18 protein-coding genes are annotated in these 18123 nt (G+C 74.3%); 2 read left to right on the forward strand and 16 right to left on the reverse strand.

Annotated elements, in window-relative coordinates:
* Position 1: 1 nt before the first annotated feature.
* Positions 2-994, forward strand: coding sequence for an ABC transporter ATP-binding protein (locus M3673_RS06950; protein WP_200919156.1), 993 nt, complete (start codon positions 2-4; stop codon positions 992-994).
* 49 nt (positions 995-1043) lie between these two features.
* Here M3673_RS06950 and M3673_RS19595 read toward each other — a convergent pair whose 3' ends face one another.
* The 13 genes from M3673_RS19595 to dacB all read right to left on the reverse strand — a co-directional run bounded on the left by M3673_RS19595 (position 1044) and on the right by dacB (position 13333).
* On the reverse strand, positions 1044-2153 hold the full coding sequence (locus M3673_RS19595; RefSeq protein ID WP_251532667.1) for a GNAT family N-acetyltransferase: 1110 nt from the start codon (positions 2151-2153) through the stop codon (positions 1044-1046).
* 100 nt (positions 2154-2253) lie between these two features.
* The gene (locus tag M3673_RS06960) at positions 2254-2985 is read right to left on the reverse strand and encodes a hypothetical protein (RefSeq protein WP_251532668.1); all 732 of its coding nucleotides are present in this window, start codon (positions 2983-2985) and stop codon (positions 2254-2256) included.
* A gap of 10 nt (positions 2986-2995) precedes the next feature.
* The gene (locus M3673_RS06965; RefSeq protein WP_251532669.1) at positions 2996-3523 is read right to left on the reverse strand and encodes a DUF3180 domain-containing protein; all 528 of its coding nucleotides are present in this window, start codon (positions 3521-3523) and stop codon (positions 2996-2998) included.
* A 3-nt stretch (positions 3524-3526) separates the two neighbouring features.
* Entirely contained in the window at positions 3527-4096 is a 570-nt protein-coding gene (folK, locus tag M3673_RS06970) for a 2-amino-4-hydroxy-6-hydroxymethyldihydropteridine diphosphokinase (RefSeq protein ID WP_193661933.1), read from the reverse strand.
* Positions 4093-4476 carry a dihydroneopterin aldolase gene (gene folB, locus M3673_RS06975; RefSeq protein WP_251532670.1) on the reverse strand — a complete coding sequence of 128 codons (384 nt, stop codon included), beginning with the start codon at positions 4474-4476 and terminating at the stop codon, positions 4093-4095. Before folB ends, folK begins: the two co-directional genes overlap by 4 nt.
* Positions 4473-5306: a dihydropteroate synthase gene (gene folP, locus M3673_RS06980; RefSeq protein ID WP_251532795.1), complete on the reverse strand. Its 834-nt coding sequence runs from the start codon at positions 5304-5306 to the stop codon at positions 4473-4475. The genes folB and folP overlap by 4 nt, the downstream gene beginning before the upstream one ends.
* Before the next feature lie 124 nt (positions 5307-5430).
* Complete coding sequence (folE, locus tag M3673_RS06985) at positions 5431-6045, reverse strand: GTP cyclohydrolase I FolE (RefSeq protein ID WP_374108182.1); 615 nt, start codon at positions 6043-6045, stop codon at positions 5431-5433.
* Between the two features lie 4 nt (positions 6046-6049).
* Positions 6050-8134, reverse strand: a complete 2085-nt coding sequence (gene ftsH / locus M3673_RS06990) for an ATP-dependent zinc metalloprotease FtsH (RefSeq protein WP_193661932.1) — start codon at positions 8132-8134, stop codon at positions 6050-6052.
* A 148-nt stretch (positions 8135-8282) separates the two neighbouring features.
* Positions 8283-8834 (reverse strand): hypoxanthine phosphoribosyltransferase, encoded by a 552-nt coding sequence (hpt, locus tag M3673_RS06995; protein ID WP_056864886.1) that lies wholly within the window; start codon positions 8832-8834, stop codon positions 8283-8285.
* A 43-nt stretch (positions 8835-8877) separates the two neighbouring features.
* A complete protein-coding gene (locus M3673_RS07000; protein WP_251532671.1) occupies positions 8878-9588 on the reverse strand; it encodes an Ig-like domain-containing protein in 711 nt (236 codons plus the stop codon).
* 205 nt (positions 9589-9793) lie between these two features.
* The gene (gene tilS / locus M3673_RS07005; RefSeq protein WP_251532672.1) at positions 9794-10780 is read right to left on the reverse strand and encodes a tRNA lysidine(34) synthetase TilS; all 987 of its coding nucleotides are present in this window, start codon (positions 10778-10780) and stop codon (positions 9794-9796) included.
* Between the two features lie 20 nt (positions 10781-10800).
* Entirely contained in the window at positions 10801-11856 is a 1056-nt protein-coding gene (locus tag M3673_RS07010; protein ID WP_251532673.1) for a zinc-dependent metalloprotease, read from the reverse strand.
* Positions 11857-11896: 40 nt separating this feature from the next.
* The gene (gene dacB, locus M3673_RS07015) at positions 11897-13333 is read right to left on the reverse strand and encodes a D-alanyl-D-alanine carboxypeptidase/D-alanyl-D-alanine-endopeptidase (protein ID WP_251532674.1); all 1437 of its coding nucleotides are present in this window, start codon (positions 13331-13333) and stop codon (positions 11897-11899) included.
* Positions 13334-13545: 212 nt separating this feature from the next.
* Here dacB and M3673_RS07020 point away from each other — a divergent pair, with 212 nt between their 5' ends.
* The gene (locus tag M3673_RS07020) at positions 13546-14034 is read left to right on the forward strand and encodes an inorganic diphosphatase (protein ID WP_193662119.1); all 489 of its coding nucleotides are present in this window, start codon (positions 13546-13548) and stop codon (positions 14032-14034) included.
* Between the two features lie 54 nt (positions 14035-14088).
* Here the strand turns inward: M3673_RS07020 and M3673_RS07025 are convergent, their stop codons facing one another.
* The 3 genes from M3673_RS07025 to M3673_RS07035 form a co-directional block, all read right to left on the reverse strand.
* Complete coding sequence (locus M3673_RS07025; RefSeq protein ID WP_251532675.1) at positions 14089-14859, reverse strand: class I SAM-dependent methyltransferase; 771 nt, start codon at positions 14857-14859, stop codon at positions 14089-14091.
* Positions 14859-16967, reverse strand: a complete 2109-nt coding sequence (locus M3673_RS07030) for an acyl-CoA dehydrogenase (RefSeq protein WP_308196109.1) — start codon at positions 16965-16967, stop codon at positions 14859-14861. The genes M3673_RS07025 and M3673_RS07030 overlap by 1 nt, the downstream gene beginning before the upstream one ends.
* Positions 16968-17073: 106 nt before the next feature.
* A complete protein-coding gene (locus M3673_RS07035; protein WP_193661925.1) occupies positions 17074-18120 on the reverse strand; it encodes a phosphatase PAP2 family protein in 1047 nt (348 codons plus the stop codon).
* Positions 18121-18123: the final 3 nt, after the last annotated feature.

Consider the following 18123-nt stretch of genomic DNA (forward strand, 5'->3'; position numbering starts at 1 on the left):
CATGGAACCTACCGGCTCCCCCGCGAGCCAGCCGATGATCCGGCTCTCGGGCGTGGGCAAGACCTACCCCGACGGCACCGTGGCGGTCCACGAGCTCGACCTCGAGGTCGGACGCGGCGAGCTGGTCTGCCTGGTCGGCCCGTCGGGCTGCGGCAAGTCGACGACGCTGAAGATGGTCAACCGGCTCATCGAGCCGACCACCGGGCGCATCGAGATCGACGGCGCCGACGTCACGGGCGTCGACCCCGTCGAGCTGCGCCGCGGCATCGGCTACGTCATCCAGCAGGTGGGCCTCTTCCCGCACCAGCGCATCGTCACCAACGTGATGACCGTGCCGCTGCTCTACGGCGAGTCCAAGGCGACCGCCCGCCGCCGCGCCGAGGAGCTCATGGACCTCGTCGGGCTCGACCCGTCGACCTACGGCGACCGCTACCCCCACCAGCTCTCCGGCGGCCAGCGCCAGCGCGTGGGCGTGGCCCGCGCGCTGGCCGCCGACCCGCCGGTGCTGCTCATGGACGAGCCCTTCGGCGCCGTCGACCCTGTCGTGCGGGTCAGGCTCCAGGACGAGTTCCTGCGCCTGCAGCGCGACCTGGGCAAGACCGTCGTGCTGGTCACCCACGACATCGACGAGGCCGTGCGCATGGGCGACCGCGTCGCGGTCTTCGCCACCGGCGGCCGCCTGGCGCAGTACGCCACCCCCGCGGAGCTCCTCGGCCGCCCCGCCGACGACTTCGTGGCCGACTTCGTGGGCTCGACCCGCGGGCTGCGCCGGCTCACCGTCACCCCGATCGACCCCGCCCACCTCGAGCCCCTCGACGGTGTCAGCGCCGGTCAGCTGGGCGCGGCGGTCGACGTCGGCGCCACCCTGGAGGAGGCGCTGGCCGTGCTGCTGCGCGACGACAAGGGCATGGTCGGGGTCAAGGACGGCGCGCGCTTCGTCGGCGTGCTCACGCCCAACGGCGTGCACCGCGCCCTGCGCGCCTCGCTGGGCTGAGGCACGCCCCGTCCCCACGGACAGGGCCCTTCGGGCCCCGGCCGCGCCCTCAGGCCTCGTCGGCGGGGGCCACCGGCACGTCGCGGTGCCAGGACTCGGTGACGTACGTCGTCACCCAGCCCATCGAGGTGTAGAGCCCGTCGGCGCCGGTGGAGGAGTCGGCGTCGACCTCGAGGCCCACGCGGTCGCGGTCGCGGCCGGCGGCGTCGGCGATGATCGTGCGCAGCAGGCCCTTGGCCACCCCGCGGCCGCGCGCCGCCTCCCGCACGCCGATGTAGGAGACGTAGGACCCGTCGGGCCCGTCGGCGCTCTCCGAGACCGTGCCGACCAGCGCACCGACCGCCTGGGGTGCGGCGCCGTCGTCGGCGCCGTCGAGCAGCTCGGCCAGCCACCAGTGGTCCCAGCGGTGGCCGGGGTCCTCGCGCAGCCGGTGCAGGAACTCGTCGAAGGTCTCCTCCCACGAGTTGAAGTGGTCGAGGAAGGCCTCCTCCAGGACGTCGTGGACGTCGCGCAGGTCCTCGTCGTCGGGCATGCCGCCGCCGGCGCGTCGCACCTGGCGGAAGCGCACGCCCTTGCGCTCCCACAGCGCGGGGTCGGGCACCAGCGAGGCCTCCTCGGCGGTGACCGGGCGGCTCATCTGCCACCAGGTGCGGACCTTGGCGAAGCCGCCCTCGGTGAGCCAGCGGGCCTGGCGCTCGTCGCCCTCGAAGGCGCCGGTGTCGATCTGCTGCACCTCGAGGCCGCGCGCCTCGCCGACGGCACGGGCCTGGCCCACGGCCCACTCGACGAGCACGTCGGAGCAGGCGTCGGCCGTGCGGGCGGGCAGGTCGCGCTCGACGACGTGGACGAAGAGCATCCGGCCGCCGGCGCGGTCGTGCACGCTGCCCCAGGCGCGGATCAGTCCGTCGGCGTCGCGCACCACGACGTTCTGCCGCGTGCGCAGTCCGCGCTCGGAGACCTCGACGAGCACGTCGTCGACGCTGGCGCCGGCCCAGCCGCGGCCGTGGCGCTCGTGGGCGCGCAGCAGGGTCGTGAGCCGCTCGACGTCGGCCCGGTCGGCCGGGTCGGGGCTGTCGACGCTCCAGTCGACCGGGAGACCGGGAGGGTCGGGGACCAGCTCGACGGGGTCTTCTTCGAACCGGGACTCCTCGGGGATCACGAGGAGCCATCCTGCCGTACGCCGCGGCCGCGGTGGACCACCCCGTGGAGCGACGCGGCGCCCGCGGGGCCCGCGGGCCGCCCGGGCCGGGAGGCTGGGCTCACGCGCGGCGGCGGCGGGTGGCCTCGGCGCTGCGCCAGGCGGCGGTGACGGTCTCGACCTCGGCGCGCAGCACGTCGATCTCGGCCTCGAGCTCGGCCATCCGCACGATCGCCTCGGCGGCGCGCTCCTCGGCGGCGTCGAGGCTGCGGGCGGTGAGGGCGCCCTCGCGCTCGAGCTCCTGGGCGCGCTTGGTCTCGGCGAGCAGGCGGCGGGTGGTCTCGGCGTCGTGCTTCTGGAGCTTGGCCAGCTCGGCCTCGAGCTCGGAGAGGGCGGTCTCGCGCTCGGCGAGGCGGGCCCCGAGCTCGGAGCGGACGTCGCCGACCTGCGCGGCGACGTGGGCGGCGTGCTCCACCGAGCGCTCCTCGGCCATGCGGCGGTAGGCCTGGGCCTGCTCGGCGCGGTCGCGGTTGGCGTCACGACGCGACTGGAGCAGCTCGGAGTAGGTGATGCGGGTGGCGGCCGCGCCCAGCAGGACCGCGCTCACCCCGGCGACGACGCCGGCGACCCACGAGCCGGACAGGGCCGCGGCGAGCACGACCACGGCCGCGACCACGAGCAGCAGCGTGGCAACCGTCAGGCGGGTGCTGCGCTGGCGTCGCCGCGAGGCCGACACGCTCGTCGAGGCGCTCGTGGGGGTGCTCTTAGGGGTGCTCGTGGGGCTGCTCGAGGGGGTGCGTCCCGCGCTCGGCTCCGTGGCGGGTGTGACGGACGGGGCCGAGGGGGAGGTCATGGCGACCAGACTAGGGCGACGGGTCGTCGCCACGGACGCGACACGCGCGCTCCAGGACCAGCCCTGCGACCAGGATGACCACCCCGGCCAGTGCGGCGACGGCCGAGCGGATCGCCCGGGCCTCGGCGAGCTCGGCGCGCAGCCCCAGCCAGCTGACGGCGTAGCCGGCGTAGAGCCCGCCGACCAGGGCGCCGACGTAGGCGCTCGCGCGCCCGAGCGCGAGGCGGTTGACGGCCCGGTGGGCCTCCATGCGCTCGTGGCGCACCTGGAGCGCGCGCCACGTGGCCCAGGCCGTCCAGGCCACGGCCGCGGCCACGACCAGCAGCGTGGCGGGCTGGGCCCACGACATCTGCGGCGCCGAGCCCGAGACCGCCTCGAGGACCGGACGCAGCAGCCAGCCCACGACGAGGGCGACCACGCCCGTCGCGGTCAGCGCCGCCGGCGAGGTCGGCCTCAGCCGCCGGGGGTCCTCCGGGTCACCGGAGGGACGCTCCGGTCCGGCGCCGGGGTCAGGGGTGCGGTCGGGCCCGGGGGCCACGACTCACTCGACCTCGAGGTGGAGGTCGTCGCGCAGGGCGACGCCGTCCATGCCGACCGCGGTGAGCAGCTCGGCGATGGGGCCGGCCTCGGGCAGCGTGGCGTCGGGCTCGAGGTCGAACCAGGGCTTGAGCACGAAGGCCCGCTCCTTGGCCCGCGGGTGGGGCAGGCGCAGCGACGGCTCGTCGCTGCGACGGTCGCCGACGACGACCAGGTCGACGTCGAGGGTGCGCGGGGAGTTGGGCACGTCGGTGCGCTCACGCTCGAAGGCGTCCTCGATGGCCAGCGCGCGGTCCATGAGGCGGTTGGCGGCCAGCGTGGTGTCGATGAGCACCACGGCGTTGAGGAACTTCTCCGACCCCTCGGGGCAGCCCACGGGCTCGGTCTCGTAGACCGGGGAGACGCCGGTGACCCACACGTCGGGGGTGTCGGCGATGGCGTTGACCGCGCCCTGGAGGGCCGCGAGGCGCTCCCCGAGGTTGGACCCGATGGCCAGCACCGCGCGACGGATCGGGCGCATCTCACCGGTGAGGGTGTCGGCGTCGATGATGTGCGGGTTGGGGGTTTCGGTCACGTCGCGTCCTCGCGTCTTCGGGTGATCGTCAGTGCGACGTCCGCGAACGTCGCCTCGATGGGTGCATCCGGCTTGTGGATCGTCACCCGCGCCCATTCAACACGGTGATCCCTCAAGCAGACGTCGGCCACGCGTCCTGCGAGCGTCTCGATCAGGTCGACCGGGTCACGCTCGACGGCGGCCTTCACGTCGGCCACGAGACTCCCGTAGTCGACGGTGTCGTGCAAGTCGTCGGAGGCGGACGCGGGGGTGGTGTCGAGGCCCAGCACGAGGTCGATGACGAAGGTCTGGCCCTCGCGCCGCTCGAACTCGAAGACCCCGTGGTGGCCCCAGCACTCCACCCCGAGCACGGCCAGCTCGTCACTCGTGCGCGGGCTCATACGGGACTCCTGTCGTCGGGCTGCGCGGAGGGGGCCCGGAGCATCCGGGCCGCGGCCAGCGCGTCGCGCGCCGACCGTACGTCGTGGACCCGCACGCCCCACGCACCGGCCCCCGCGAGGTGGGCGAGCACCACGGCGTGGGCGTGCTCGCGCCCCTCGGGCTCGCGCGGCGCGCCGTCGGGGCCGGCCAGCAGGGCGCCCAGGAAGGACTTGCGGCTCGCGCCCACCAGCACCGGGTGGCCCAGCGCCAGCACCGGGTCGAGGTCGCGCAGCAGCTCCCAGTTGTGCTCGCCGCGCTTGGCGAAGCCCAGCCCGGGGTCGAGCACGATCCGGTCGTCGGCCACGCCGGCGGCGCGGATCGCCTCGACCCGCTCCTCCAGCTCCTCGCAGACCGCCGCCACCACCCCGCCGGGGCCGTCGTAGACGGCGAAGTCGCGCATGTGGTCGGCGTGGGCACGCCAGTGCATCGCGACGTACGTCGCGCCCGCGGCCGCCGTCACGGTCAGGATCTCGGGGTCGGCCAGCCCGCCGGAGACGTCGTTGACGATCACCGCGCCGGCCTCCAGCGCCGCCGCGGCGACCTCGGCGCGCATGGTGTCGACCGAGACCACGGCGCCCTCGGCGGCCAGCGCGGCGATCACCGGCACCACCCGGGCCAGCTCCTCGGCCACCAGCGGCCGGGTCGCGCCGGGGCGGGTCGACTCCCCACCGATGTCGAGGACGTCGGCGCCGTCGGCCAGCAGCCGGCGCCCGTGGGCGACGGCGGCCGCGGGCTCGACGTAGCGCCCGCCGTCGGAGAAGGAGTCGGGGGTGACGTTGACGACGCCCATGACGCGGGGCCGGTCGAGCGGCAGCCGCAGCGACGCGGCCGCCGGGGAGGTCGCCCCCGGCGTGGTCTGCGGGGCCGGAGCGGCCGGCGGGGCCGGAGCGCCGCCCGGGCGGTCGCCGGTCACGTCAGTGGGTGCCGCGGATCAGCGCCATCGCCTCGGCGCGGGTGGGGCCGCTGTGCATGATGCCGCGCACGGCGGAGGTGATGGTGCGCGCGCCGTGCTTCCTGACCCCGCGCATGGTCATGCACAGGTGCTCGGCCTCGATCACGACGATGACGCCGCGGGCCTCCAGGATGTCCATGAGCGCGTCGGCGACCTGGGTGGTGAGCCGCTCCTGCACCTGCGGGCGCTTGGAGTAGACGTCGACCAGACGCGCCAGCTTGGACAGTCCCGTGATCTTGCCGCTCGCGGCCGGGATGTAGCCGACGTGTGCGACCCCGGTGAAGGGCACGAGGTGGTGCTCGCACATCGACCACAGCTCGATGTCGCGCACGAGGACCATCTCGTCGTGGCCGAGGTCGAAGGTGGTCGAGAGCACCTCCTGCGGGGTCATCCGCAGGCCGGCGGTGAGCTCGGCGTAGGCGCGGGCGACGCGGGCCGGGGTCTCGCGCAGGCCCTCGCGGTCGGGGTCCTCGCCGATGGCGCAGAGCAGCTCGCGCACGGCGGCCTCGGCGCGCTCGTGGTCGAAGGCGGGGACGTCCTCGGGGGCGCGCTCGGGGGCGCTGATGCGGTCGGTCACGAGGTCATCCCTGCTGCGTGGGCGAGCCGGGGCTCGGCGGGGTGGGAGGCGCCGGCGGGGTGCCGTCGGGGCCGAGGCCGGGGTCGCCGTGGACGTCGCCGCCGGCCCCGGGCGGGGTCAGCACGACGCCGGCGGGTTGGTCGGCGGGGGCGCCGTTGCTGCGGGCGCGGTCGCGGATGGCCTGAGGGATCTCCACGGCCGGGATGTCGGAGGGGCGACGGTCGGGCGAGCCTGTCCAGGCCGGGCGCACCGGGCGGCGGCGCAGCGGCTCGAAGACGCGGGCCACCTCGGCCTTGTCGAGGGTCTCCTTGTCGAGCAGCTCGAGCACGAGGGCGTCGAGCACGTCGCGGTTCTCCTCGAGGATGTCGAAGGCCTCCTGGTGGGCGACGGCGAGGAAGTTCTTCGTCTCCTCGTCGACGATCGCGGCGACGTCCTCGGAGTAGTTGCGCGAGTGGCCCATGTCGCGGCCCAGGAACGGCTCGCCCTGGGTCTCGCCGAGCTTGATGGCCCCGAGGCGGTCGGTCATGCCGTACTGGGTGACCATGGCCCGCGCGAGGTTGGTGGCCTTCTCGATGTCGTTGCCGGCGCCGGTGGTGGGGTCGTGGAAGATCATCTCCTCCGCGGCGCGCCCGCCGAGCATGTAGGCCAGCTTGTCGAGCATCTCCGAGCGGGTCTGGGAGTACTTGTCCTCGTCGGGCAGCACCATCGTGTAGCCCAGCGCGCGACCGCGCGGGAGGATCGTGATCTTGTGCACCGGGTCGGTGCCGGGCAGGGCCGCGGCGACGAGGGCGTGGCCGCCCTCGTGGTAGGCCGTGATGAGCTTCTCCTTCTCGCTCATCAGGCGGGTGCGGCGCTGCGGGCCGGCGATGACGCGGTCGATGGCCTCGTCGAGGGCGGCGTCGGTGATCAGCTTGTCGTTGGTGCGCGCGGTGAGCAGCGCCGCCTCGTTGAGCACGTTGGCCAGGTCGGCGCCGGTGAAGCCCGGGGTGCGGCGCGCCACGGAGAGCAGGTCGATGTCGGGCGACATGGGCTTGCCGCGCGAGTGCACCTGGAGGATCTGGTGGCGGCCCGAGAGGTCGGGGGCGTCGACCTGGATCTGGCGGTCGAAGCGGCCCGGGCGCAGCAGCGCGGGGTCGAGCACGTCGGGGCGGTTGGTGGCGGCGATGAGGATGACCCCGCCGCGCACGTCGAAGCCGTCCATCTCGACGAGCAGCTGGTTGAGGGTCTGCTCGCGCTCGTCGTGGCCGCCGCCCATGCCGGCGCCGCGGTGACGGCCCACGGCGTCGATCTCGTCGATGAAGACGATGGCCGGGGCGTTCTCCTTGGCCTGCTCGAACAGGTCGCGCACGCGGGAGGCGCCGACACCGACGAACATCTCGACGAAGTCGGAGCCGGAGATGGAGTAGAAGGGCACGCCGGCCTCGCCGGCCACGGCGCGCGCCAGCAGGGTCTTGCCGGTGCCGGGAGGGCCGTAGAGCAGCACGCCCTTGGGGATCTTGGCCCCGACGGCCTGGAACTTCGCCGGCTCCTGGAGGAACTCCTTGATCTCGCCGAGCTCCTCGATGGCCTCCTCGCAGCCGGCCACGTCGTTGAACGTCGACTTCGGCATGTCCTTGGAGATCAGCTTGGCCTTGGACTTGGCGAACTGCATGACGCCGCGGCCGCCGCCGCCCTGCATGCTGTTGAGCAGCCACAGGAAGATGATCACGATGATCACGATGGGCAGCACGGAGAAGAGGAACGAGCTGAGCAGGCTGGGTCGCGAGATCTCGGTCTTGACGTCGTCGATCGTGCCGGCGCGGTACTGCGCCTGCGCGGCGTTGACGAGGTCGCGCTGGGTGCCGTTGATCCAGTAGGTGGTGACCTCGGAGCCCTCGTCGCGCACGCCGTCGTCGAGGACGGCCTTGATCTGCTGGTCACCCCCGACGAAGGTGATCTCCTTGACGTCGCCGTCGGCGATGTACTTGCTCATCGTCGAGGCGTCGATCTCGTCGCCACCGCTGTTGGGCGCGAGGAACTGCAGGGCGAGCAGGACACCCACCACGGCGACGACGATCCACAACCAGGGACCCTTGAAAATGCGCTTCACGGACTTCTCTCGTCTTGTGCACGGCTGAACCCACGACGGTACAGGTGGCAGGCGTGGTCCAGTCTCTCAGGCGCTCGGTTGAGAGGGGCCTGAGAGACGCGGTGCCGGGTCGGCCCGCTCGGCCCGGCCGGGCCCGGTGGGGCGGCGGTCAGGAGTAGACGTGCGGCGCGAGCGTGCCGATGTCGCGCAGGTTGCGGTACTGCTCCTTGTAGTCCAGCCCGTAGCCCACGACGAACTCGTTGGGGATGTCCCAGCCGACGTACTTGACGTCGACGGGCATCTGCAGGGCCTCGGGCTTGCGCAGCAGGGTGCAGATCTCCACGCTCGCTGGGTTGCGGCTGGTGAGGTTGGAGGTCAGCCACGACAGGGTCAGGCCGGTGTCGATGATCTCGTCGACGATGATCACGTGGCGCCCGGAGATGTCGGTGTCGAGGTCCTTGAGGATCCGCACGACGCCGCTCGACTTGGTGCCGGAGCCGTAGGACGACACCGCCATCCAGTCCATCTCGAGGTGGCGGCTGAAGCTGCGGGCCATGTCGGCCATCACCATCACCGCACCGCGCAGGATGCCGACGATCAGCAGGTCCTTGCCGGCGTAGTCGTCCTCGATCCGGGCGGCGAGCTCACCGAGCCGCTCCTGGATCTGGGCCTCGGTGAACAGCACGTTGACGAGGTCGTTCTCCACGTGGGCAGAGTCCATGGCGCAGAGCCTAGGGGCGCTGCGGGTCGGTGGCGACGGCGGGTCAGTGGCGACGGCGGGGCTTGTAGACCTCGACCGGCACCCGCGCGGAGCTGGAGCCCTTGAGCAGGTCGTTGCCGGCGTAGCTGGCGACGAAGGTGTAGTCGCCCCGGCCGAGACGACCCAGGTCGAGCACGACGGTGCCGTTGTCGCGCAGCTGGCCGCGCTCGACGACGCGACGACCGGCGGTGAGCACCACGGAGCCGCTGGGGGTCGCGGGGTCGCCGGCGGCGCTCACGCGCACGCTGACGCGCACCTTGTCGCCGAGCTCGACGCGGCGCGGGGCACGGGCGTCGGTGTCGGAGGCGACCGGCCGCTTGGTCAGCTCGACCTCGCCGATGCCGGCCTTCTCGCGGCGGGCGCGGTCGACGACGACGGTCTCCGTGTCGTAGCCGGGCTTGGAGAAGGTGACCTCGTAGCTGCCGCTGCGCACCCGCAGGGCGAAGTAGCCGTGCTCGATGTCGTTGTCGGGCGAGGCGTAGGACAGGTCGCTGGCCACGACGTCGCCGGTGGTCAGGTCGACGGCGCGCACCTCGACGTCGTCGACGTGGCGACCGCGCTGGTCGACGACCGCGCCCTGCACCATCGCCCCGCCCGTGCCGGCGACCCGGGGGGCGACGCCCAGGCTGGACGCGGTGGCCGTGGTGCCGGGAGCGAGCATGGCCGTGGCGGCGAGGGTGGCGGCGGCGACGAGCGAGGTCGTGAGCATCTTCATCGGGGGGTCTCCGGGGGGAGCGGCGGGCGGGGGCCCGAGGGGGTCGGGTCCGGCGGGGTGGGCCGGGGGCGGCCGGGGGGCTGCCACGCAGACCATCGGCACGCCGGGTCGCCGACCTGAGGCGTTCGGCCCGCCCCGCCCCCCGGGCGTCGAGCGGTCTGGACCGCCCGTCCCGGTCGGGCCGGTCGGGCCGGTCCGGGCCGGCTCAGGCCACCGGGGGCACCGTGATCCGCAGCAGGCCGTCGGCGCGGGTGCCGCGCAGGGGCCCGGGGAGGTCGATCCAGCGCTGGCCGTGCCAGTCGGTGACGAGCGCGTCGAGGGCGCGCACGTGCTCGTGGAGGAGCTCGGCGGCCGGGGCCCCGGCGTCGAGGGCGGCCAGGCGCAGGACGCGGCGGCGCAGGGCGTCGGGCCGGTCGGCGAGCTCGGCCACCGGCAGGGCGCCGTCGGGGCGGACCAGCCGGGCGTGCTCGACCTCGGCGAGGTCGTCGAGCAGGTCGGCGTCGGCGCGCAGCTGCTCGGCCGTGCGGGCCAGGGCCGCGGCCACGCCGGGGCCCAGGTGCTCCTCGAGGGCGGGCAGCACGGCGCGGCGCACCCGGACCCGCGCGTAGCCCGGGTCGTGGTTGTGCGGGTCGTCCCAGACGTCGAGGCCCTCGACCTGGCAGGCGGTGACCGTGTCGTCGCGGGCGACCTCGAGCAGCGGGCGGCGGTAGCGGTCGAAGCGGCGGCGCATCCCGGCCAGGGAGCGGGCGCCGGAGCCGCGGGCCAGCCCCAGCAGCACCGTCTCGGCCTGGTCGTCGCGGGTGTGGCCGAGCAGCACCGCGGCGGCGTCGAAGTGGGCGCCGACCCGGTCGAGCACGGCGTAGCGGGCCCGCCGCGCCGCTCCCTCGGGACCCTCGCCGTCGAGCACGACCTGCACCCGCGCCCCCGCCGTCTCGTCGGCGCCCAGCGCGGCCATCTGCTCCACCACGCGGGCGGCCTGCTCGGCCGAGCCCTCCTGCAGGCCGTGGTCGACCGTGACCCCGACGACGCGCCAGCCCCCCGCCCGCGACTCGTGCACCGTGGCGGCCAGCAGCGCGAGCGAGTCGGGCCCGCCGGAGCAGGCCACCACCACCGTCGCGCCCGCCGGGAGGTCGGCCAGCTCCCGGCGTACGGCGAGGCGGACCGCGGCGACCGCGGGGTGCAGCCTGGGCATCGCGCTCGACCCGGCCGGTCTCAGAGGACCCGGGCGACCCAGGCGGACGGGTCGTGGATCTCGGCCTTGCTCGGGAGGTTCTGCGGGCCGGCCCACACGGCGTTGAACTGCTCCATGCCGACCCGGTCGACGACGGTGCGCACGAAGGCGGCGCCGTCGCGGTACTGCGCCATCTTGGCGTCGAGGCCGAGCAGGCGGCGCAGCAGGCGGTCGAGGGCGCCGACGCCCTTGCGGCGCTCGTCGAAGCGGCCGCGGATGTGCTCGACGCTCGGGATGACGGGGGGGCCGACGCCGTCCATGACCACGTCGGCGTGGCCCTCGAGCAGGCTCATGACGCCGGTGACCCGGTCCATCAGCTCCTTCTGCTCGGGGCTGCTCACCAGGTCCATCAGCGAGCCGCCCTCGCCGTCGCGACCGCGCGAGCGCAGCACCTCGCTGACCCGCTTGAGGCCGTCGTCGAGCATGCGGGAGGAGTCCATGGTGTCGGCGACCTGGCCGACCAGGGAGAAGAGGTGGTCGCGCATCCAGGGGACGGCGGTGAACTGCACGCGGTGGGTCTCCTCGTGCAGGCAGACCCAGAGCCGGAAGTCGGTGGGGTCGACGCCCAGCTCCCGCTCGACGTGCACGATGTTGGGGGCGACCAGCAGCAGCCGGCCCGACGGGGCGAAGAACGGGTCGAACTGGCCCAGCACCTTGCCGCCGAGGAAGCCGAGCAGCCCGCCGACCTCGAGACCGGTGATCCGCGAGCCCAGGGCCAGCGAGAGCCCCGAGGGGGGCTTCTTCTCCACCAGCTTGGCCACGACCGGGGCCAGCACCGCCTTGAAGCCGTCGGCGTTGGCCTGCACCCACCCGGCACGGTCGACCACGAGGACCGGCGCGGTGCCGTCGGGGGCGTCGAGCCCGGTGAAGTCGCGCACCAGCCCGGTGGAGCGGTGGGCGCCGGCGCGCAGCTCCTCCACGACGGCCGTCGCCTCGGCCCGCCCGACCGTGGGGCCGTCGCCGGCCAGGCGCGAGCCCAGCGAGACCGCGAGGTCCCAGTCGATGATCTCCGGGGTCTCCGGCGTGGGGGTGCTCATGGCCCCGAACCTATCCGTGGCGCCCTGACCCGGGCGCGGGTCACGAGCAGGTGCAGGCCGCGAGGGCGGCCGCGGCGCGGTCGAGGGCGGCCCGGGCGTCGAGGGTGTCGACCTCGCGGATCCGGTCGGCCATGAGCGCGAAGACCAGCGGCGTGCCCCGGCGGTCGACCGCGACACCGGCCAGGCTGCTCACCCCGGTGAGGGTGCCGGTCTTGGCGCGCACGTCGCCGACCGCGTCCGGAGCCACGTCGTCGAAGCGCAGCGCGAGCGAGCCGGTGAAGCCGGCCACCGGCAGGCCGCCGAGCACGGCGCGCAGCGGGGAGTCCTCGGCGGAGGTGCCGACCGCGCGCAGCACGCCGACCAGGGTCTCGGGGGCGATGAGGTTCTCCCGCGACAGCCCGCTGCCGTCGAGCTGGCGCACCGGCACCGGCACGCCGAGGTCGCCTAGCACCTCGGCGACGCCGGCCACCCCGGCCGTGCTGCTGCCCTCTCCGCCGCTGGCCAGGCCGACGTGGCGCAGCAGCACCTCCGTGGCCTCGTTGTCGCTGACCTGGAGCAGTTGGTCGACGATCTCGGGCAGCGGCGCGCTGCTCACCTCGGCCACCGGGTCGGCACCGACGGCGGCCTGGGCGCGCCGCGGGCGGCCCTGCACCGCCACGCCGGCCTGCCGCAGCGCGGCCGCGAAGACGTCGGCGGCCTCGCGCGCCGGGTCAGCCACGCGGCCGACGCCGCTGGCGGGACGGCCCTCGTCGACCCACAGCGCCGAGATCGGCGCCACGACCCCGTCGGGCACGTAGTCGTCGGGCCACGACGGGTTGACCGCGGGGCCGGTGAAGAGGCTGGCGTCGTAGGTGAGGCGCAGCGGGCCGGCGCCCGTGCCCCGCAGCGCCGCGGCCGTGCGGCGCGCCAGCGTGGTCACGTCGGCCCGCCGGGGGTACGCCGCGCCCTCGGCCGCCGCCGGGGTCCGGGCCAGGAACGGGTCTCCCCCGCCGACGAGGGTCAGCGTCGACCCGCGGCGCACGACCCTCGTCTCGAAGGTGGTCGCGGGGTCGAGCACGCTGAGCGCGCCCACGGCGGTGAGCAGCTTGGTGGTGGAGGCGGGCACGGCGGCCGGCGTCCGCCCGCGGGCCACCAGGCCCACCGGCGCCGACCCCGCGGCGCCGTCGCCGAGGCCGGCCACCGCGGCGACCACGTGGCGCCCGAGGTCGCGGTCGCCGAGCGCGGCCGCGAGCGTGCGTCGTACGGCGGCACGGTCGAGGGCGCGCGGGTCGGCCTCGGCGGCGACGGGCGCCGGCTCGTCGAGGTCGGGGAGGTCGAGGCCGTCGGGCGGCGGGACGCGGGAGGGGTCGTCGGGTCCGGGCGCGGGGTCGCCGGTGAGCGCGGCGAGGCGGTCGCCGACCTCGCGGGCGGCGTCGTCGAGCACGCCGGTGCGCCACGCCGCGGCCCCGCCGGCGCCGAGCGCGAGCACGAGGACCACCGCCAGCAGACGCCCGCCACGCCGCCGCGGAGCGTGGCCTGCGTCACGTCGACCCACCGAAACCCCTTCCCGCTGCAGCGTTTCGGGTCATTGTGCGCGACAATCGCCGCCGGGCCCACGTCGGGCCCGAGGACCTGGCCCCCGACCCGACCGGTCGAGGGCCCACCGACATCCGGCCCACGACGGGCCGACACAAGCGGAGGCTGACTGTGCTGGAGTTCGACGTGCTCGTGGAGATCCCCAAGGGTCAGCGCAACAAGTACGAGGTCGACCACGAGTCGGGGCGCATCCGCCTGGACCGCACCCTCTTCACCTCCACGCAGTACCCCGCCGACTACGGCTACATCGAGGACACCCTCGGCATGGACGGCGACCCGCTCGACGCGCTGGTCATCCTCCAGGAGCCGACCTTCCCGGGCTGCCTGATCAAGTGCCGCGCGATCGGCATGTTCCGCATGACCGACGAGGCCGGCGGCGACGACAAGGTCCTCTGCGTGCCGGCGACCGACCCGCGCCAGGAGCACCTGCGCGACATCAGCCACGTCTCGAAGTTCGACCGCCTCGAGATCCAGCACTTCTTCGAGGTCTACAAGGACCTCGAGCCCGGCAAGTCCGTCGAGGGCGCGGAGTGGGTCGGCCGCACCGAGGCCGAGGCCGAGGTCCACGCCTCCTTCGAGCGCTTCAAGAAGACCGGCCACTGAGCCGACGCCCTCCCGCAGCCCCCGTCCGGTCACCCGGGCGGGGGCTGCGGTGCGTCAGGGGCGGCGGCGGACGCCGCGCACGTAGGCCACGGCGCCGCTGACCTGGAGGGTGACGTCCTGGACGTCGCCGCGGGCCAGCCAGCTGCGCAGCTCGACGCTGGAGCAGCCCGGCCCGAGCAGCCCGCTGGCGCGGCCGACCTGCCAGGCCGGCGACAGCGCCGGCACGGTGCCGCGCAGCAGCAGGCTGGCGCTGAGCACGCCGCCGGGCCGCAGCACCCGCGCGAGCTCGGCCACCGCCGCGGCGGGGTCGGGGAAGCAGTGCAGCCCCATGAGGCTGACGACGAGGTCGAAGGAGGCGTCGTCGAAGGGCAGGTCGGCCACGTCGGCGGCCACCGTGGTGACCAGGTGGTCGACCTTGCGGTCGTGGGCGGCGCGACGGGTCCGCTCGAGCATCACCTCGGCGATGTCGACGGCCACCACCTCCACCTGCTGGTCGGCGCGCAGCGAGCGCAGCGCCACCCCGCCGCCGCACGGCACGTCGAGCACGCGGGCGCCGTCGGGCAGGTGGCCGACCTCCTCGGCGGCGGTGAAGAGCAGCTGCTGGTCGGTGCCCAGGCCCAGGCGCCACAGCGGCCCGCCGACGCCGGGGTGCTCGACGGTCCAGTCGTAGAACGCACCCCACAGCGGGTCGCCCTCCCAGCCGCCGGTGACCCGTCCGGGCAGGCGCGCGACCTGCCCGCCGGCCGCACGCGCCCCGACGTACGCCGAGCCGAGCGCACCGCCGACGGCGGAGACCAGGCGGGCCGGCCCGCGCGGGCGCGCCATCAGGCCCCGGCCCGCTCCGCGGCGGCGCGCACCGAGGACTCGCGCGGGGTGCCGACGGGGCCGACCAGGCCCGGCGAGCGCAGCATCTCCTCGGGCACGCCGAGGGCGTCGACGAGGTCGACCGCGATCGGGCGGACCTTGCGGCACAGCGAGGAGACCTCGCGGCTGATCGCCTTGGAGCGCTGCACCGAGAGCCGGCCGTGCTCCATGAACCACGCCCGGTCGGCCTCGATGACCGAGAGCGCGTGCAGGTCGCAGAGCAGGTTGAGGGCCACCTTCTGGTCGCCGTCGGGCAGGGCGCGCACCTTGGCCACGAAGGCCTCGAGCACGAGCCGCTCCATGTGGGCGTGGGCCGCGCCGATCACGTGGTCCTGCACGCGCGAGAAGACCTGGCCGGCGTTCATGCCGCCGTCGATGCCGCGCTTGAGGCGCCGCGCGACGCCGCTGACCATGTGCTCCTCGCGGAAGCGCAGCATGCCGAGCTGGTACTCGGGGTCGAGCAGCCCGGCCTCCTGGTCCCACTCGTCGCCGCCGGGCAGCACGTCGCGCAGCCGCTGCACCAGCTTGTGCACGGCCGTCTTCTCCACGACGGTCTCGACGGCGAGGCCCGCGACGAAGCGCACCATGCCGAACTGGTCCATGTCCTCGAACTCGCTGGCGTAGCCGGTGAGCAGGCCCTTGGCCACCAGCTGCATGAGCACGGTGTTGTCGCCCTCGAAGGTGGTGAAGACGTCGGTGTCGGCCTTGAGCGCGGCGAAGCGGTTCTCGGCGAGGTAGCCCGCGCCGCCGCAGGCCTCACGGCACTCCTGGATGGTGCGGGTGGCGTGCCAGGTGACGAGCGCCTTGGTGCCGGCGGCACGCGACTCCAGCTCGCGCTTGGCCGTCTCGGCCTCGACCTCGTCGCCGCCGGCGGCGGTGGCCACGGCGTGCAGGTCGGCGGCGACGACCTCCTGGGCGAAGTGGAGCGCGTAGGTGCGGGCCAGCAGCGGCAGCAGCCGGCGCTGGTGCACGCCGTAGTCGAGCAGCAGCTCCTCCTGCTCGGGGTCGGAGGCCTCGAACTGGCGGCGCCGGTCGCCGTACCTGACCGCGATCGCGATCGCGACCTTGGCGGCGTTGATGCCGGCGCCGCCGACGCAGACGCGGCCCTGGATGAGGGTGCCCAGCATGGTGAAGAAGCGGCGGTTGGGGCTTTCGATCGCGCTCTCGTAGACCCCGGCGGGCGTGACGTCGGCGAAGCGGTTGAGCAGGCTCGTGCGCGGCACCCGCACGTGGTCGAACCACAGCCGGCCGTTGTCGACCCCGTCGAGGCCCATCTTGGGGCCGTCGTCCTCGATGCGCACGCCCGGTGCGGGCTCGCCGTCGACGCGGATCGGCACCACGAAGGCGTGCACGCCCTGCGACTCACCGCCGATCTCGAGCTGGGCGAAGACCACGGCCACCGTGCCGTGGACGGCGGCGTTGCCGATGTAGTCCTTGCCGGCCTCCTCCGAGGTCGTGGTGATCACGAACTCCTGGGTGGCCAGGTCGAAGGTCGCGACGGTGCCGAGGGCCTGCACGTTGGACCCGTGGCCGGTCTCGGTCATCGCGAAGCAGCCCAGCAGCCGCCCGGCGATGAGGTCGGGCAGGTAGCGGTCGTGGTGCTCCTTGGTGCCGAGCTGGAGCACCGCGCCGCCGAAGAGGCCGAACTGCACCCCGGTCTTCACCAGCACCGAGAGGTCGCCCAGCGCGAGGGTCTCGAAGGCGGCCACCGAGGCGCCGACGTCGCCGCCGCCGCCGTACTCCTCGGGGAACCCGAGGCCGCTCTGGCCGGTCGAGGCGATCTCGACCACGACGTCCTTGACCCGCTCGCGGAACTCGTCGGGCGTCATCGTCTCGGCGTCGCGCAGCACCTGCGCGTGGTCGACGAGGCTGTCGCGCACGAGCTGGCGCACCTCGGCGTACTTGCCGTCGAGCAGGCGGGTCATCGCCGCCACGTCGACCTCGGGCTGGCGGTAGCCCGGGCGGTGACGCTCCGGCTCGGGCGTGCCCGCGGCCGGGGCGGGGGCCTCGGTGGCGGCCGACGGGGTGACGGTGGTGCTGACGGTGTCGCTCACGGTGTCGCTTGACATGCCCCGACGCTACTCGCGGGTCACCGGGGCGCCCAGGGAAACGCCGGATCTGCCGCCCTCACGGGTGAGACCCGGGCGCGCCGGCGGGCGCGGCCGGGGCGGGGGCTCAGTCGCGGGAGACCGGCACCTTGGAGGTGGTGGTCGTCGGGTGCGACTGGAGCGGGTAGCGGTCGAACTTCTGCCCGCTGGCCAGGCCGCCGACGTAGAAGGCGACCAGCGCGATCATGATGCCGGCGATGTCGTCGGCGATGTAGTGCCAGCCGAAGTAGAGGGTGGCGACGACGGTGACGCCGAAGTTGACCCAGAAGACGACCTTCAGGATGCGGTTCTGCAGCGTGAACTGCACCATGAGGGCCACCAGCAGCGTGATGGCGGTGTGGAGGCTGGCGAAGCCGGCGACCGACTGCACCTGGCCCTCCAGGCCCGGGATCATGTAGCTCTGCCGGGTGTAGACCAACGACTCCATCAGCGACGTCGTCGGCGTGTCGGCCAGCGGCTGGTAGATCGCGACGTACTCCAGGCCCGGGCCCAGGGTGGGCAGGGCGTAGTAGGAGATCGTGCCGAGGGTCCAGGCCACGCACTGCGAGGTGACGAACCAGTAGCCGTAGGACATGTTGCGCGACCACACCAGCCAGGCCGTGACCGCCAGCGGCACCAGCGGCAGGAACCACAGGTAGATGTAGCTGAGCAGGTGGGCGGCGACGGTGGTGCCGAGCAGGTCGTGCAGCACGATCGCGGGGTCGTTGCCGAAGAAGAGCGCGCGGTCGAGCAGGTGCAGCTCGCGGTCGTACATCCGGTCGGAGACGAGCGGGAGGTAGGACTTGATGTTGCGGTAGCAGACGTAGACGACGTAGAAGCAGATGATGCCGAGCGCGACCAGCGTCAGGCGCTCCTTGTTCCAGTGCGAGCGCAGGCGCTCGCGCACGATCGCCGGCATCAGCGTCGGGCGGCCCTTGGAGTACCACAGCGTGCGTGGCAGCAGGTCGAGCAGCAGCGCGCCGAGCAGCAGCAGCGGCAGGCGCAGCCACGACGGGCCGAGGAAGCTGCCCTCGGGGTCGACGAGGCCCTGGTCGAGCACGGCGGCGGTGATGACGGCCCACAGGCCCATCCCGATCGCGGTGACCACGAGGAGGACGTAGGCGCGGCGATACACGCA

This window comes from Nocardioides sp. P86, from assembly GCF_023712465.1.
GTDB lineage: Bacteria > Actinomycetota > Actinomycetes > Propionibacteriales > Nocardioidaceae > Nocardioides > Nocardioides kribbensis.